We start from the raw sequence: 14,141 nt of genomic DNA on the forward strand, positions 1-14,141 counted from the left end.
TTATACAAACAACAATGAAATGAGCCAGCTTGCGCCGAATAACAGAAGCACGAGCAGGAAAAAACACCAGTCGGCGCGGCGCACAGTAACAGTTTTGTAAAACGTGCGGTTTCGGCTCCCCGTAAAGCCTTTAGATTCCATCGCGATCGCCGTGCGTTCCGCCTTTCTGATTGCGCCTGCCAATAGCGGAATGGTGAAGCGCCTGAAGGCGGAGAGCTTTCCTTTCAGTCCTGAATCAGACGCCGCGCCCCTGATTCTGTGCGCCTGCCGGATGATCAGGATTTCATCTTTCAGAAGAGGGAGAAACCGGAACCCCGCGATAACGCCGTATGCAAGCTTGGGCGGCAGCTTACACTGCTGAATCAGACTGAGCATGAACAGAATCGGATCGGTTGTGAAAAGAAACATCATCGACAAAGCGGAAAAACATAAAATACGAAACGCGATAGAAATCCCGAGCGCCGCGTTATCACTGTTGACGGCAATCGGCCCGAGCTTAAACAGCAGGTTGCTTCCGGTTGTCGGGACGTTTCCGAATACGGCGGCTGTCCATAAAGAACCGAAGGCCAGAATGACAAACGGAATCGTGAACAGCAGCCATTTTTTCAGCGGCACACGCCCCGCCGAGAGGACGCCTCCCGCAATGATGATATAAAACAAAGCAGGGGTGTACGGATTATAAATAAACGACAGCATAATGACGCATAACAATACAGCCGCCGCCTTTATTGACGGGTTAACAGCCTCCAGCCGCAAGTTCATTTCTCCGCCTCCTGTCGTGTTTCATCCATTCATACCGCAGCGGCAAAGCCAAATGCGCTTGCTCGGCGATCCCGGTGTTATCAGAAAATAAAGCGTCGGGAGTTCCCCGGAATACCAGTTTCGTGCCGCAGAGCACAAGGATCGTGTCGGCATAATCTGAGACGAGTTCCATATCGTGTGTCACCATCAAAACAGCCGTTCCTTCCTTTTGAATCTCACGGAGCATTTGCATACACTCCCGCGCCGTTTTGGCATCCTGTCCGAAAGTCGGTTCATCAAGCATCAAAACGTTCACATTGTGCATAAGCATTGTCGCGACGCTGAGCCGGCGTTTTTGTCCTTGGCTTAAAGAAAACGGATGCTGTGAGGCATGGCGTCTCAGGCCGAATCGGGTTAACAGCTGAAGAGCTTTCTCCTTTGCGGCTCTGCTGCTTTCAAAACCGAACATCAGCTCTTGAATGACGGAATCTGTGACAAATTGGTGTTCAGGATTTTGGAAAACATATCCGATCAGCCGCCGCAGCTCTTTTTCAGAATAGGAATCAATCGGTCTGCCGTCTATTTTGATGTCTCCGCTCAGCGGACGGATGAGCTTGGCCGCGGCAGAAAGGAGCGTGGATTTTCCTGTTCCGTTAGGACCGGCAATCGCGGTGATTGAACCTTTTTTTACGGAAAAGCTCACATCCTGAAAAATGACGTCTGCTCCTCTTGAGAATGACAGCTCGTGAACGCTCAGCGCGTCTTCTGCCGAAAGCGCGGCGGGCCGGGGTTCGGGCAGAGATGGTACAGGTTCGTGAAACAGCTTTTCTTTACACAATGTAAAAGGAATGCTGACGTGCTCCTGCAATGAGATCACACGCGGAATCGGAATGCCGAGCTGCATCAGCTCTTCAATCTTTGTTTCAAAGATAACGTCCGTCTCTCCGTCCATCACCTTCTGACCCATTTCGTCAAGGACAATCGTCCTGTCCATCCACGGCGCCCAATGATCAAGCTGATGTTCGATAACGAGAAGGCCGAAGCCTTTTTTTGCTTGAAGATCTTTGATCAGCCGCACTAATTCACGTGCGGAATATGGATCAAGCTGTGCCGTCGGTTCGTCCAAAATAATGAGTTCCGGTTCCATCGCAATGATACAGGCAAGCGCCACTTTTTGTTTTGAACCGCCTGACAGCGAAGCGATCGTTCGCGTTTTCAAATGAGTGATCTCTAATTTTTCTAAAACGTCATTGATGATTGCGTCCATATCTTCTTTTGTATATTGCAAATTTTCCAAGCCGAAGGCGATTTCATCTTCAACCGTCAGCATGCAAAACTGCTGGTCCGGATCTTGAAACACGACGCCGATGGATCTGGCGGCGGGTTCTGTCAGGTGTGAAAGAGGTGTTCCGTATAAAGAAACGGTGCCCGATTGAACCCCATCGCATGCTTCCGGGTACAGACCGTTTAAACAAAGAGCGAGCGAGCTTTTGCCGCATCCGCTCGGCCCGAGCAATAAAGCCCGCTCTCCTTTGCGGAGCTGAAAGGACACGTTTTGAAGAATCGGCTTTTCATCCTGATCATAAGAAAAGGTAAGACAGCCGGCCGATAGAAGGGGCTCAGATGCCTGCATCTTGGTTCACCTGTTTCTTTTTCTTCTTGAATTGTTTTCCGAGCGCCATGCCGTTCAGCACCCCTGTGTAAGCCAGCGCATCACTGATTGCTTTGCCGAGAAGGCCGGCAAGAAGCGCACCTGAGATCAGACGGACAAGAAGCATGACGGCTAATAAACCCGGATTCAAAACAGAGTATCCGGAAACGAACAAGTCATAAATGAAGCTCGTCACAGAAGATCCCATACCGGATAAAAGAAGCATGGGCAGGGTATAAATCCGCCAGCGTGTCGCAAAAAAGACCGCTTCCGCACCGATTCCCTGTGCGATCCCGATCAGAATCACCATCGGCCCTGACGGATTTCCGAGTAAGCACTCCACAAACGCGGCGATGATTTCAGAAACAAGAGCCGCTCCCGGTTTTTGAATAATGTACGCGGCAATTACCGAGACGATAAACCAGATACCGTAAATCGGTTCGTAGCTCATTCGGCCGAAAAACCCTGCCGCTATATTGCTTGCATGAGTTGATACTAAATAAATGACAGCAAATACAACACTGATGACGGACATGACGACAATTTCTCTCATTTTCCAATTTTTCATTGTGATCTCCTGCTTTCTTATCGGATAGTCGTATGTATGAAAGAGATGATTTTACAGGCGGTTTATATTCAGTTTCATATTGCGGTGTCCTCCCCCGTTTTTTAATGAAAAATAAAAAACTGCATATCCGAGGGAATATGCAGCAGCAGAACGAAAACGCATGGGGAAAAACCCTGCGCTCCGGTCAATCTGCACTTCCCCACGCTGGTATTATCCAGATCGGGTTATAAGGGATCAAAACACGCCTGCCGCATGTTTTATCTCAGCCGATAACAGCACCCCTAGTGCGTTTCCTATACAGTTTTTTATGATGACATCATCATAGTTGATCATGTCTGTTTTGTAAACAGCCTTTCTCCAAACAGTGTTTGGAATCGGACCGGATGATCATTCATAAAGATAAGAAGAGCCCTTTTGATCAAAAGGAAACGGAGGACATCTATGTTTGTTCATACAGTGCAGTCTGGCGACTCGTTATTTTCCATCAGCAGAAAGTACGGATACCCTGTTGACAGCATCAGAAGCGTCAACGGGCTTGAGGAAACGAATATCGTTCCGGGGCAGGCGCTTTTAATCCCTCTTAATGAATATACGGTTCAGCCGAATGATACGTATGCCGTTATCGCAGGTAAGGCTTATGTGCCGCAGATGCAGCTGATGCAGGCAAACCCGGATATTCCGCCGAACCGGCTGCGGGCGGGTATGAAAGTGAAGATCCCTGATATCTCTAACTATCTTGCGGGAACCCTGCAATTTTATGTCATTCGGACGCCTGAAGCGGATAGAGAGTTAATTAATGATTTTGCGCCGTATTCTTCGGCGATTTCTTTGTTTGAATATCATTTTGGCCCGAACGGAGATATCATTAACGATTTAAACGACAGAACCGCAATAGAAACCACATGGCAGAACAGAGTGCGCCCGCTTGCCGTTATTACAAATTTGACAGAAGGGGGATTCAGTCCGGAATTAGCCCATCAAGTGCTGCAAAATCCGACGGCAAGAACGAATCTCGTCAACAATATCGTCTCCTTAACCGTAAGAAAGGGATACGGCGGTGTAAATATCGATTTTGAACGGGTCAGAGAAGCTGACAGGGACCTCTTCACAGGATTTCTCCGACAGTTAAAAACCCGGCTTTCAGAGCATCAGCTCGCGTTAACGATATCGGTTCCGGCGAAAACAAGTGATGCAGTGCCGTGGCTGAGGGGATATGATTACGGCGGAATCGGAGCCGTCGTCGATTATATGTTCATTATGGCGTACGACTGGCACCACGCCGGCAGTGAGCCGGGACCCGTGGCGCCTTTGACAGAGGTCAGGCAAACGATCAATTTTGCCATCAGCAGGGTGCCGAGAAGAAAAGTGATTCTCGGTGTTCCGCTGTACGGGTATGATTGGGTGATTCCGTCCCGTCCGGGAACGATCGGATCCGCCATCTCCAATCAGCGCGCCATGGAAACGGCCATGAAGCATCAATCAGTGATCCGTTATTCTCAGCAGGAGCGTTCCCCTTACTTCCGGTATACTGATGAAAATGGAAGAACGCATGAAGTGTGGTTTGAGGATGTACGGAGCATGAGTGAAAAAATGGTTCTCATTCGGGAGTTCGGACTGCAGGCGATCGGCGCGTGGCAATTAACGCTCGGTTTCAAACCGGGCCCGTGGCTGCTTAGGAACTTTTTCACGATCCGAAAAATATAGCTGCATGTCCCCCTCCGCAAGTGATTTTTTTTCCTATGATAACGGGTCTTCTTTTGGACAATCTAAAATTGAACAGGAGGTCTGTCATATGAAGAAAAGGGAAGAGCAGTATATCAACGAGGCTGAGTATGTACCGCATCCGACAAAAGAAGGGGAGTACGCGCTCATGCTGCATGAATCCTATCATTTCCTTTCAGAAGAGGATGAAAGCGATTTGCCGGAATAAGGGCTTTATGCCTTTATTCCGTTTATTTTATAGGCATGTGCTGAAATCACAAATTTAAGGTTGACACATTCCTTTTTTTTCTGTAATCTCAGTGTGTCAATTCAAATAAGAACTTCGTTAGGTGAGGCTCCTGTATGGAGATACGCTGCTGCCCAAAAATGTCCAAAGACGCCAATGGGTCAACAGGAATCATCGACATAAGGTGATTCTTAACGCAGCTGGATGGCTGTCCTATGCCATACAGTGCTAAAGCTCTACGATTGGAGGCCCCGCACGTTTATTTGCCGTGCTTGTTTTCGCCTTCATATCGGAAGGTTTTTTTTATGCCTCAAAACGTACACGACTGAGCATGATAAGGAGGTGCGGAGTATGGATTCTCCCCATTCGAGTATGTCAGAAGAAGTACCCATATACAGCCAGATAACCAGTGACGACATGATGAGGAGACAAACCGCCGCACTTCCCTTGACGGACGGCGCGTCTCCGTAAAGGAGGTACGAGTCCCGATGGTCCAAAACATGACCTATGACGAACTCATATTACGCATTATCATTTTATTGCGGGACGGAAAAATAAAAGAATTCCGAAACATGATAGATGAGCTTCAGCCCTATGACATGGCATTTTTGTTTAAAGAAATGCCGGAAAAGCACCGGGCCCGCTATCTGTCATATATGACGGTTGATGACATCACCGACATGATCGGAGAGCTGGAGCGGGAATTTCAGCTTGCCGTTTTGCATAAAGTCGGTAAAACGAAAGCCACTCTCGCAATGAATAAAATGGATAACGACGATCTCGCCGCATTGCTGGAAGAGATGGATGAAGAACTGAAAGAACAGCTTTTATCCAGCATGGAGGCTGAGGAATCAAAGGCCGTACAGCTTTTGATGAACTATCCGCAAGAATCGGCGGGCCGGATGATGACGAACCGCTTCGTCTGGATTCCGCAGCATTATACAGTAAAAGATGCGGTCGTGAAGCTGAAAAGCTTTGCAGAAATCGCAGAATCAATAAATTATTTGTACGTGATTAATGACAGCAAGCAGCTTGTCGGAGTGCTCTCTTACAGAGATTTAATTCTTGGCGAGCCTGAGGATAAAGTGCAGGATCTCATGTTTACGCGTGTCATCTCGGCCGGGGTGCTCCAAGATCAGGAAGAAGTCGCCCGGCTGATCCAGCGGTATGACTTTTTAGCCATTCCGATCGTGGAAGAAAATCATGTGCTTGTCGGTATTGTCACTGTCGATGATATTATTGACGTCGTGATTAAAGAAGCCGATGAAGATTACGAAAAATTCGCAGCCTCCGGTAAGGCGATTACATTTGATACGAAAGCGTACGTTGCAGCGTACCGCCGTTTGCCGTGGCTCATTCTGCTTTTGTTTATCGGATTGATTTCCGGAAGCATTCTGAATTATTTTGAAGATACATTGCAAAAAGTAGTCGCCCTCGCATTTTTCATGCCGATGATTGCGGGAACAACGGGTAATACAGGCACACAGTCACTCGCCGTCGTCATCAGAGGACTGGCTAAAGAAGAAATGAATAAAAAAACTATCTTTAAACTGATTTTCCGTGAATTAAGAACCGGTATCTATATCGGCATCGTCTGTGCGATCGCGATTACGATTGTCGCAACCGTCTGGCAGAAAGACTTAACGCTCGGTTTTGTCGTCGGTTCATCGCTGCTTGCAACGTTGATTATCGGTACGATGGCCGGAACGATTGTCCCTATTATTCTTCATAAACTGAACATTGACCCGGCGATTGCATCAGGACCGCTGATTACGACGCTGAACGATATTTTGTCCTTATTAATTTATTTCGGCATTGCAACTGCATTTCTTCATGCTTTATAAAAAAAGTCCGTCTCACAGGAGGCGGACTTTTTTGATCAGCGGTTTTTATACTTAAAATGAGCATTAAGCTGTCCTTCCAGCATTTTTTTGCGGAGCTGCGGGTCGTTTTTGAGAGCCTGTTCTTTTTTTCGCATGTCTTTTAAAATCTCAGCCGTCTGCACGCCGTCTTCCCGCTTGTTGGCAATATCCATCAGCCGCTCAACGTCCGCGAAGGAATACTTTCTCGTTCCCCGTGATGAACGCTGCGGGTAGATTAATTTCCGTTCTTCATAGTATCTGATCTGTCTGACTGACAATCCGGTTAATTCGCTTACAATGCCGATCGAGATTACTTTTTTATCTTTGTAAGATTGTTCGTCTGCCGTCATTTTTCCACCCCTGGATGTCTTTTACTCATATTATATAAGAAAAAAAGAGAAAAAACCTGACGCTTGTCAGGTTTTCTGACGCGGAATAGAAAATTTTAGAAAAAAAGCGGCAGAAAAATTGACAAGGTTAATGCATGGTCCTTTGCCCCGTTTTATGCTTACTGTACAGACACAATGAGGAGGAAGGATAGGAATGGAGAAAGAAAAAGCGGTTTCGCTGGCAAAAGAAATCATTGAATTAGATATGAAACGCGATGAAATGCTGGAGGCGTTCATGCAGCTTGCCGGGGAACACGCTTTTCCGCTGCTCAGAGCCGTCCAGAACGGACTTTACCGAAAAACATCATAATCTACAGAAGTTTTACAATGGCTTTATACGTCTTTGATATAAAAGCGTTATTCTGATCATAGAATAACGGAAAACAAAGGAGGCCGCCATGAGTCGTTTGCTTCAAAATGCATTGGACAAAGAGAGAAACCATTATTCCAAAAAGCTTCTGCAGATCGGAGTCTATACGAAAGAAATACTCAATTCCATGACAATTACGGAGCTGAGAAAGGAATACGCGTATTTTTTTCGGAACATTCCCTATAAAGAACGGAACCCTTATACAAATTAAATGATGTATAAGGGTATTTTTTTATATAAAAAAGAAGGAATTCTGAAAAACGGCACGAATAGAATATAAAACAAAGAACGACTCTTATGAATTGTAAGGGTTTACATTATTTTTTTATAAAAATCTTAAATACGGGGTAGATATGATGAGATTATCATTTAACGAAGAAGAAGTGATGCGTTCGATGAATTTGTACAAAGTTTTTGCAAGGGCTTTCAAGAGTGTGTCTGAACACAGCATCCGCGACAGTAAAGAACACGGTTTTAATCCGACTGAATTTGCCGTTTTGGAGCTGCTCTATACGAGAGGACCGCAAAAGCTTCAGCAAATCGGGTCGCGTCTTTTGCTTGTCAGCGGGAATGTCACCTATGTCATCGACAAGCTTGAAAGAAACGGGTTTTTGGTCAGAGAACAAGACCCGAAGGACAAACGGTCTGTTTACGCCCATTTAACTGATAAAGGAAACGAGTATTTGGATAAAATTTATCCGATTCATTCATTGAGAATTGCGAGAGCGTTTTCAGGACTTATGCCTGAAGAACAGGAACAGCTGATAGCCTTACTGAAAAAAGCGGGAATTCACAGCCAGCATTTGCTTTTCCGTTAAAAGAAAGCGGATACAAACACTCTTCTTCAGGAAGAGTGTTTTTTTCTGTTCCGGACAGTAGAGCCTGAAGCGGTTTTTGCATAAGCTGATACAGGTCGGCATCATTATTTACCAATCATAATGTGACATGCCCCATGCCAAAATATGAGGGTGCTTTGAATATAAAGAAGGTGAACATGTGAGAAGCTGTCTGCTGTCTATATGGTACTTACTTGATCCGCTTTATTTCTTCTTTACCCGGCTGACGCTGATTGATAAACGGCAATCGAATGTATTCCGCGTCCGTTTGACAAGATATAAAGGAAAAGAAGTCATCCTGAGCGACGGAACCAGAATTAAAAAAAACGACGTGTTAGTTAAGATTCATCTTCATAATGTCAAACTCCTGAAAGAGCTGCAGCCTATTGAAAGCGCGGTCAGAAGGGGGATTATGCTATATCAGAAGGTATATCAATCCATGCCTCATTTAGCGGATTATATTAACCAGCATAAACGGAAAGACGAGATTAAGGGAGTCGTCGGCATTACAATGCTTCATAAAGGAGCGGCGAGACTCGGTTTTGATGTGATAAAACCGTCCAGCGGCTGCTACAGGCTGTTTAAGAAAGCGGCCCATATTCCGATTTTATACTTTACTGCAAAACAGCTCACCCTCAAAAACATTCCTTACTCCTGCTATTTATTTATTTCCAAAGAAAAATTGATGTGCACGTATCAGACTGAAAAGAGCTGACAAAAAGCGTCAGCTCTTTCTCTTGATTTGCTCAAGCACGATTGAAAGCGGGCCGTCCTGCGGATTCCGGTAAAAATCATAAAACGGATCTCCCTCTGTCCTGACGCGGTTCACTACTGTATCGATCGTATAATCATCAGGTGTTAAAGAGGAGTTGACTTCGCTCCAATAAAGGGGAGCCGCAACCGTTCCCAATTCGTTGCCCCGGGTCGAATAGGGGGCGATAATGGTTTTCCCTTCGGCATGCTGCAAATAATCTAGGTAGAGCCTGCCGTTTCGGTTTTTGATAAACCGCTCTGTCGTAAAAAGATCCGGGCGCGTCCTGACGCAATAATCGGCGATGAGCATTGTGAACGCACGGGTTTCTTCATAGGTGAATGCTTCCGGTGAAAGCGGGATGTAGAGCTGAATGCCTTTATTTCCGGAGAGCTTCGGGAATGACGTAATGCTGAATGAGTCAAACAGCTGTTTCAGCACATGCGCAGCCTCCACTGCCATGGGAAAATCATTCCTTGACGGAGGATCAAGGTCAATGACGATTTCTGCGGGCCTTTCAGAATGAACTTTCTGAAACGGAACGTGAAATTCAAGCGCCAGCTGATTAGCCAGCCATAGAAGTGACGGTATGCTGCTGCATACGATGTGCTCGTGGCTCCCGTCAAACACGCTTGAGACAAAGTCCGGCGTGTAGTCCGGTTTGTTTTTTTGAAAAAAAGATTCGCCAGGCGCGCCGTGCGGATAACGGATCACCGTGACGGCCCGATCTTTAAGAAAGGGCATAAGAAAATCGCTCATTTTCACCATATAACTAAGGAAATCTGCTTTCGTTTTTTCACGTTTTTTAAAAACGATCTTATCCAGGCTTGTGAACTGCAGCTTCGGCGGCAGCGTTTTAGAGCGGAGGATAAGCTGCTGATACGTGCATTCTGTCCAATCCATTTCAAACTGAAAAGACACAAAAGATACTTCACGCAGCGTGTCCTGCAATATGGTTAAATACTGCACGGTCATGCAGATAGAAGGCTCAAGTGTATACTCGCCGCTTGGCAGTTTTTTTCCGTGGGTCTCCATAATGGTTCTGACGGCGTTTTTTTCTTCCGCCTGCATGCCGTGGGAAACGGAAGCGATCGGGATGGCGGTGCCGTCTTTTAAAACAGAGGCTGTTACATACCCGTTCTTCGGATTAAACCCGGTTAATAGCACATGTGCCGTTTTCATATGTTTATACTTTTGCCAGTCGGGAGAGCGTTTATTTTCCGCCCAGCCGCTTGATGCTCTTTTTGCTACGACACCTTCTCCGTCATGGCGGACGACCTTGTCCCAAAGCGCATCAAAGTCAGTGTGTTCCGGAATGTATTGAATCGCTTCTTCCGCTAAGTGATGAGGGCAGGCGGGAAGATTTGCTTCTTTAAACAGTTTGGAAAGGGCGCGCTTCCGTTTCACATACGGTAATGAGACGGTGCCGGCGCCTTCCAGAACGAGGAGATCAAATGCCAGAAAGCGGCACGGCCGTCTATCAGCGGTGCTTTCAATTGCTTCCGTCCGTTTTAAACGTCCGCGGATTTGAAGATGCTCAAAGTCCGCTCTGTACGGATTGATTAAATAGACAAGCTCTCCGTCAAGCGTAATGGGGAACCTGTCTTTCATGTGCTGAAAACACCGGGCCGCAAAAGCCGTGATTTCCGGAAATTGATTCGTCAGCGTCTGTCCGTTTCTGCTGGTTAATGTAACGCCGCTTTCGTCTATGCGGAGAAGACAGCGGAATCCGTCATACTTTACCTCATAGCGCCACTCACTGCCTTCAGGCGGTACAGAGGTCAAAATCGGCTGCATCGTCAGCACCATGATTAAGACGTTCCGGCTTTTTGTCTGGTCGTCTTTTGCTTTTTGCCTCCGCCGCCTGCTGACGCGGCGTCTTTTGTCCGCGCCGGTGCAGCCTGTTCGCGATCCGGCCGCTTCGTCCGGTCAATGCTTGCCTGAAGCGCGCTGACAAGATCGATGACATCTTCGCGCGGACCGGCAGCAGCCGGTGTCACGCCCGCTTCTTCATGTTCGAGCTTATCGTTAATTTTAGCGAGAAGGGCTTTCCGGTATGTGTCTTCGTATTGTTCCGGGTCAAACTCGGTTGTCAGTTCATTAATTAACGTAATCGCCGTCTGCAGCTCTTTTTCATTAACGGCTGTCTGCTCGGGAACGCCCGGCACATGTCCGGCATTTCTGACTTCATCCGGATAATGAATGGATTCCATCACGATGCAGTTGTCATACACGCGAAGAATCGCAAGCTGCTGTTTAGAGCGGATCGTAATGGAGGCAATCCCGATTTTACCCGTCGTTCTCAGCGCTTCCCGCAGAAGTGTATAGGCTTTTGTGCCGTTATCTCCCGGCCCGACATAATACGACCGGTTAAAATAAATCGGATCAATTTCCTGCAGCTGGACAAAGTCAACAATCTCAACCGCTTTTTCTTCATGTTCCTGTTTTACGTCTTTCAAGTCTTCGTCTGTCATAATGACGTATTTCCCTTTTACATACTCATAGCCTTTCACGATTTCGTCAGGTTCCAGACTTTTTTCACATCCGGTGCAGATTTTTTCGTATTTAATCGGCGCATGGTCTTCTTTATGAAGACTGCGGAATTTTATATCTTTATCTTCAGTGGCCGCAAAGAGCTTGACCGGGATATTGACGAGACCGAAACTGATCGAACCCTTCCACATCGTGTGCATGAATAAAAACTCCTTTTTGTCTTTATTGTGGATAAACGGGTCCGTTCCATGTGTAGCAACTTATGGGTGTTGCGGCGCTTCATGGAGCGGCTGTTCCATTTCCTCAGGCGGCAATGGTCGGCTGAAAAGCAAATGAATTCTCTATTTACAATCAGTGAATCGGTAAGTTCTTTAAAGCGCTGAAGTCCCTGAAAATCATCAGTGGTAATCAAAAAGATTATACAAAATCATTCCCCGGGAAATGCCCACGCATTCCCATGTAGTGACTGAGAGAATTTCCCGCTCCCATATGAACTGAATCCGCGGTCAGCCGCCGCTTCCCGCGAAGGGTAACTTTTCCGGAGATCTTCAGTGATGTAAACGCCGCCAGACAAGCAATCAGGAGACAGGCGGGACGTTGTATTGCTCATGTCATTCCCTCCCGCTATACCGATCTGAAACGACTCACATTTATAACGGGCATGTCTAAAAGATATTTCAGCCTCAAGGTTTTGTGTTAAAATCATTCTTAAGTTTCGGAATATAGACGTAAGCCGGGAGTGATAGATCATCGAAGATTTCATCATATCAATAATAGAGGCGTTTAAAAGCTTATCTTACGCCGGGATTTTTTTGGCGCTCAGTATAGAATTCATCCCGGCGGAAATTGTTCTTCCGCTTGCGGGCTATTGGGTCTCAAAAGGGGATATGACGCTTGCCGGGACCGTGTTTGCCGGTTCGCTCGGCGGTGTTTCAGGTCCGCTTGTCTTATATGGAATCGGCAGGCTGGGCGGTCGGCCGTTTTTGCTGAAATATGGAAAGTATATATGGATAAAACCCGAATCCCTGCAGAAATCAGATGATTTCTTTCAGAAGCACGGAGGTTTGGTCGCGTTCAGCGGCCGTTTTATACCGGGGGTCAGGACGCTGATTTCTTTGCCGTGCGGCATTGCGAAGATGAATGTCTGGGTGTTCTCTCTATATACATATGCAGCGATGCTGCCGATTACATTTGCTTACGTATACCTCGGAATGAAACTCGGGGAAAATTGGAAAAGCGTCGGTTCCATTCTCGATCAATATATGCTGCCGCTCGGTATATTCATTGTGTTGCTTCTCATTCTTTGGATGTTTTTAAAGAGAAGAAAACAGCGGGCCAAAACAGAAAAAAATTCTCAATTTGTTAAAAAAGTTAAGCGTTGACAAATGATGAAACAGGCTTTATCATGAGCGTATAAACAAATATTTCTTGAAATCCCAAAGGGGAGTAGCGTCCGGATATTCCGGAAACAAAGTCGTCAATTCATGGATCATATCCATCGGCTTTGTTGGCATGCCAATCATTCATGTCTAGCAAGACCTTTGCCTTATATCGGCAAAGGTCTTTTTTGCGTAAAAAACCGCCGGTATAAGCTCGGATGATAGAAAAAAGAAACGGAGGGAATGGATTGGACTTTGCATTATTATTGGAGTATGGATGGGTTCTTCTCGTTTTAATCGGGCTGGAAGGGATTTTGGCGGCGGATAATGCGCTGGTGATGGCTGTGATGGTGAAGCATCTTCCTGAAAAAAAAAGGAAGAAGGCTTTATTTTACGGATTGGCGGGCGCATTTATTTTGCGTTTCGGGTCGCTGTTCGCCATTTCTTTTCTGGTGAATGTTTGGCAGGTCCAGGCCGTCGGCGCTTTATATCTGTTTTACATTGCGGTCAGCCATTTGCTGAAGCGGTATGTATTTAAAGATAACGCCGGTCAGAAAACGCAGAAAGAAAGCGGGTTTTGGCAGACTGTCTTGAAAGTGGAGCTCGCGGACATCGCTTTTGCCGTTGACTCCATTTTAGCGGCGGTCGCGCTTGCCGTAACGCTCCCGGGAACAGAGCTTCCTGCCATCGGCGGCTTGGACGGCGGTCAGTTTCTCGTTATTTTAGCCGGCGGCGTAATCGGTTTAATCATTATGCGTTTTGCGGCATCAATGTTCGTATCCTTACTGAAAACCAGGCCGGGCCTTGAAACGGCGGCATTTGTGATTGTCGGATGGGTAGGCGTAAAGCTCGCTCTTTATACATTGGCCCATGAGGAACTCGGTATAATTCCGGCAGATGTCATCCATTCGGCGGCCTGGAAAATCATTTTCTGGGCGGTTCTGGCTGCCATCGCGGTTTGCGGATGGTTTATGTCAGGAGCAAAACAAATAGAGTCTGGCGCGGAATCGGAAAAAAGAGAACACGCGTAAAATGATCAAAAAGGGAGTCTGGCTTTTTAAAAAGCAGGTTCCCTTTTTTTGTTTGAAACGCTTACATTTAAGACATATGATAACAATTTTATAACAGCATTGTTACAAAAAACACAGAGAAA

Annotated in this window: 16 protein-coding genes and 2 riboswitches; of the genes, 9 read left to right on the top strand and 7 right to left on the bottom strand. The window is 46.5% G+C overall.

Going from position 1 to position 14,141, the window contains the following annotated elements; genetic code table 11:
• Genes G9F75_RS07960 through G9F75_RS07970 form a run of 3 tightly spaced genes read right to left on the bottom strand, consistent with a single transcriptional unit; the run spans window position 1 to window position 2,960 of the window.
• Complete coding sequence (locus G9F75_RS07960) at window positions 1–762, bottom strand: energy-coupling factor transporter transmembrane component T family protein (protein ID WP_014417558.1); 762 nt, start codon at window positions 760–762, stop codon at window positions 1–3.
• On the bottom strand, window positions 737–2,374 hold the full coding sequence (locus G9F75_RS07965; protein WP_160182612.1) for an ABC transporter ATP-binding protein: 1,638 nt from the start codon (window positions 2,372–2,374) through the stop codon (window positions 737–739). Before G9F75_RS07965 ends, G9F75_RS07960 begins: the two co-directional genes overlap by 26 nt.
• Window positions 2,361–2,960, bottom strand: coding sequence for an ECF transporter S component (locus tag G9F75_RS07970; RefSeq protein ID WP_021493795.1), 600 nt, complete (start codon window positions 2,958–2,960; stop codon window positions 2,361–2,363). Before G9F75_RS07970 ends, G9F75_RS07965 begins: the two co-directional genes overlap by 14 nt.
• 179 nt (window positions 2,961–3,139) lie before the next feature.
• Window positions 3,140–3,253, bottom strand: a riboswitch (TPP riboswitch).
• Between the two features lie 148 nt (window positions 3,254–3,401).
• Between G9F75_RS07970 and G9F75_RS07975 the strand changes: the two genes are divergently transcribed.
• From G9F75_RS07975 to mgtE, 3 genes are all read left to right on the top strand, one after another.
• Window positions 3,402–4,664: a glycoside hydrolase family 18 protein gene (locus G9F75_RS07975; protein ID WP_160216825.1), complete on the top strand. Its 1,263-nt coding sequence runs from the start codon at window positions 3,402–3,404 to the stop codon at window positions 4,662–4,664.
• Between the two features lie 88 nt (window positions 4,665–4,752).
• Complete coding sequence (locus G9F75_RS07980) at window positions 4,753–4,890, top strand: transcriptional regulator SplA domain-containing protein (RefSeq protein ID WP_003154740.1); 138 nt, start codon at window positions 4,753–4,755, stop codon at window positions 4,888–4,890.
• 106 nt (window positions 4,891–4,996) lie between these two features.
• A riboswitch (M-box (ykoK) riboswitch) is annotated at window positions 4,997–5,162 on the top strand.
• 234 nt (window positions 5,163–5,396) lie between these two features.
• A complete protein-coding gene (gene mgtE, locus G9F75_RS07990) occupies window positions 5,397–6,752 on the top strand; it encodes a magnesium transporter (RefSeq protein WP_012117400.1) in 1,356 nt (451 codons plus the stop codon).
• 35 nt (window positions 6,753–6,787) lie between these two features.
• On the opposite strand, the gene G9F75_RS07995 is transcribed toward mgtE, so the two are convergent.
• Window positions 6,788–7,120, bottom strand: coding sequence for a MerR family transcriptional regulator (locus G9F75_RS07995; RefSeq protein WP_014417562.1), 333 nt, complete (start codon window positions 7,118–7,120; stop codon window positions 6,788–6,790).
• 193 nt (window positions 7,121–7,313) lie between these two features.
• Here G9F75_RS07995 and G9F75_RS08000 point away from each other — a divergent pair, with 193 nt between their 5' ends.
• The 4 genes from G9F75_RS08000 (at window position 7,314) to G9F75_RS08015 (ending at window position 9,080) form a co-directional block, all read left to right on the top strand.
• Window positions 7,314–7,469, top strand: a complete 156-nt coding sequence (locus G9F75_RS08000) for a hypothetical protein (protein ID WP_003154733.1) — start codon at window positions 7,314–7,316, stop codon at window positions 7,467–7,469.
• A gap of 88 nt (window positions 7,470–7,557) precedes the next feature.
• Window positions 7,558–7,740: a Fur-regulated basic protein FbpA gene (gene fbpA, locus G9F75_RS08005; RefSeq protein WP_003154731.1), complete on the top strand. Its 183-nt coding sequence runs from the start codon at window positions 7,558–7,560 to the stop codon at window positions 7,738–7,740.
• A gap of 142 nt (window positions 7,741–7,882) precedes the next feature.
• The gene (locus G9F75_RS08010) at window positions 7,883–8,347 is read left to right on the top strand and encodes a MarR family winged helix-turn-helix transcriptional regulator (RefSeq protein ID WP_007610911.1); all 465 of its coding nucleotides are present in this window, start codon (window positions 7,883–7,885) and stop codon (window positions 8,345–8,347) included.
• A gap of 178 nt (window positions 8,348–8,525) precedes the next feature.
• Entirely contained in the window at window positions 8,526–9,080 is a 555-nt protein-coding gene (locus tag G9F75_RS08015; RefSeq protein ID WP_007407215.1) for a YkoP family protein, read from the top strand.
• A 9-nt stretch (window positions 9,081–9,089) separates the two neighbouring features.
• Here G9F75_RS08015 and G9F75_RS08020 read toward each other — a convergent pair whose 3' ends face one another.
• The 3 genes from G9F75_RS08020 to G9F75_RS08030 form a co-directional block, all read right to left on the bottom strand.
• Complete coding sequence (locus G9F75_RS08020; protein ID WP_021493793.1) at window positions 9,090–10,925, bottom strand: DNA ligase D; 1,836 nt, start codon at window positions 10,923–10,925, stop codon at window positions 9,090–9,092.
• A 2-nt stretch (window positions 10,926–10,927) separates the two neighbouring features.
• A complete protein-coding gene (gene ku / locus G9F75_RS08025; protein WP_007610913.1) occupies window positions 10,928–11,809 on the bottom strand; it encodes a non-homologous end joining protein Ku in 882 nt (293 codons plus the stop codon).
• Between the two features lie 227 nt (window positions 11,810–12,036).
• Window positions 12,037–12,219, bottom strand: coding sequence for a hypothetical protein (locus G9F75_RS08030; RefSeq protein ID WP_021493792.1), 183 nt, complete (start codon window positions 12,217–12,219; stop codon window positions 12,037–12,039).
• Between the two features lie 136 nt (window positions 12,220–12,355).
• Between G9F75_RS08030 and G9F75_RS08035 the strand changes: the two genes are divergently transcribed.
• The gene (locus tag G9F75_RS08035) at window positions 12,356–12,991 is read left to right on the top strand and encodes a DedA family protein (RefSeq protein ID WP_370736862.1); all 636 of its coding nucleotides are present in this window, start codon (window positions 12,356–12,358) and stop codon (window positions 12,989–12,991) included.
• Window positions 12,992–13,236: 245 nt separating this feature from the next.
• The gene (locus G9F75_RS08040; protein ID WP_021493790.1) at window positions 13,237–14,019 is read left to right on the top strand and encodes a TerC family protein; all 783 of its coding nucleotides are present in this window, start codon (window positions 13,237–13,239) and stop codon (window positions 14,017–14,019) included.
• The last annotated feature ends 122 nt before the right edge of the window (window positions 14,020–14,141 follow it).

This window comes from Bacillus sp. EKM208B (genome assembly GCF_011800725.1).
GTDB lineage: Bacteria > Bacillota > Bacilli > Bacillales > Bacillaceae > Bacillus > Bacillus velezensis.

What these genes read in the sequence shown, in the direction of transcription:
- G9F75_RS07960 (WP_014417558.1), bottom strand. Translation starts at nt 762, where the DNA reads ATGAACTTGCGGCTGGAGGCTGTTAACCCGTCAATAAAGGCGGCGGCT.
- G9F75_RS07965 (WP_160182612.1), bottom strand. Translation starts at nt 2,374, where the DNA reads ATGCAGGCATCTGAGCCCCTTCTATCGGCCGGCTGTCTTACCTTTTCT.
- G9F75_RS07970 (WP_021493795.1), bottom strand. Translation starts at nt 2,960, where the DNA reads ATGAAAAATTGGAAAATGAGAGAAATTGTCGTCATGTCCGTCATCAGT.
- G9F75_RS07975 (WP_160216825.1), top strand. Translation starts at nt 3,402, where the DNA reads ATGTTTGTTCATACAGTGCAGTCTGGCGACTCGTTATTTTCCATCAGC.
- G9F75_RS07980 (WP_003154740.1), top strand. Translation starts at nt 4,753, where the DNA reads ATGAAGAAAAGGGAAGAGCAGTATATCAACGAGGCTGAGTATGTACCG.
- mgtE (WP_012117400.1), top strand. Translation starts at nt 5,397, where the DNA reads ATGGTCCAAAACATGACCTATGACGAACTCATATTACGCATTATCATT.
- G9F75_RS07995 (WP_014417562.1), bottom strand. Translation starts at nt 7,120, where the DNA reads ATGACGGCAGACGAACAATCTTACAAAGATAAAAAAGTAATCTCGATC.
- G9F75_RS08000 (WP_003154733.1), top strand. Translation starts at nt 7,314, where the DNA reads ATGGAGAAAGAAAAAGCGGTTTCGCTGGCAAAAGAAATCATTGAATTA.
- fbpA (WP_003154731.1), top strand. Translation starts at nt 7,558, where the DNA reads ATGAGTCGTTTGCTTCAAAATGCATTGGACAAAGAGAGAAACCATTAT.
- G9F75_RS08010 (WP_007610911.1), top strand. Translation starts at nt 7,883, where the DNA reads ATGATGAGATTATCATTTAACGAAGAAGAAGTGATGCGTTCGATGAAT.
- G9F75_RS08020 (WP_021493793.1), bottom strand. Translation starts at nt 10,925, where the DNA reads ATGGTGCTGACGATGCAGCCGATTTTGACCTCTGTACCGCCTGAAGGC.
- ku (WP_007610913.1), bottom strand. Translation starts at nt 11,809, where the DNA reads ATGCACACGATGTGGAAGGGTTCGATCAGTTTCGGTCTCGTCAATATC.
- G9F75_RS08030 (WP_021493792.1), bottom strand. Translation starts at nt 12,219, where the DNA reads ATGAGCAATACAACGTCCCGCCTGTCTCCTGATTGCTTGTCTGGCGGC.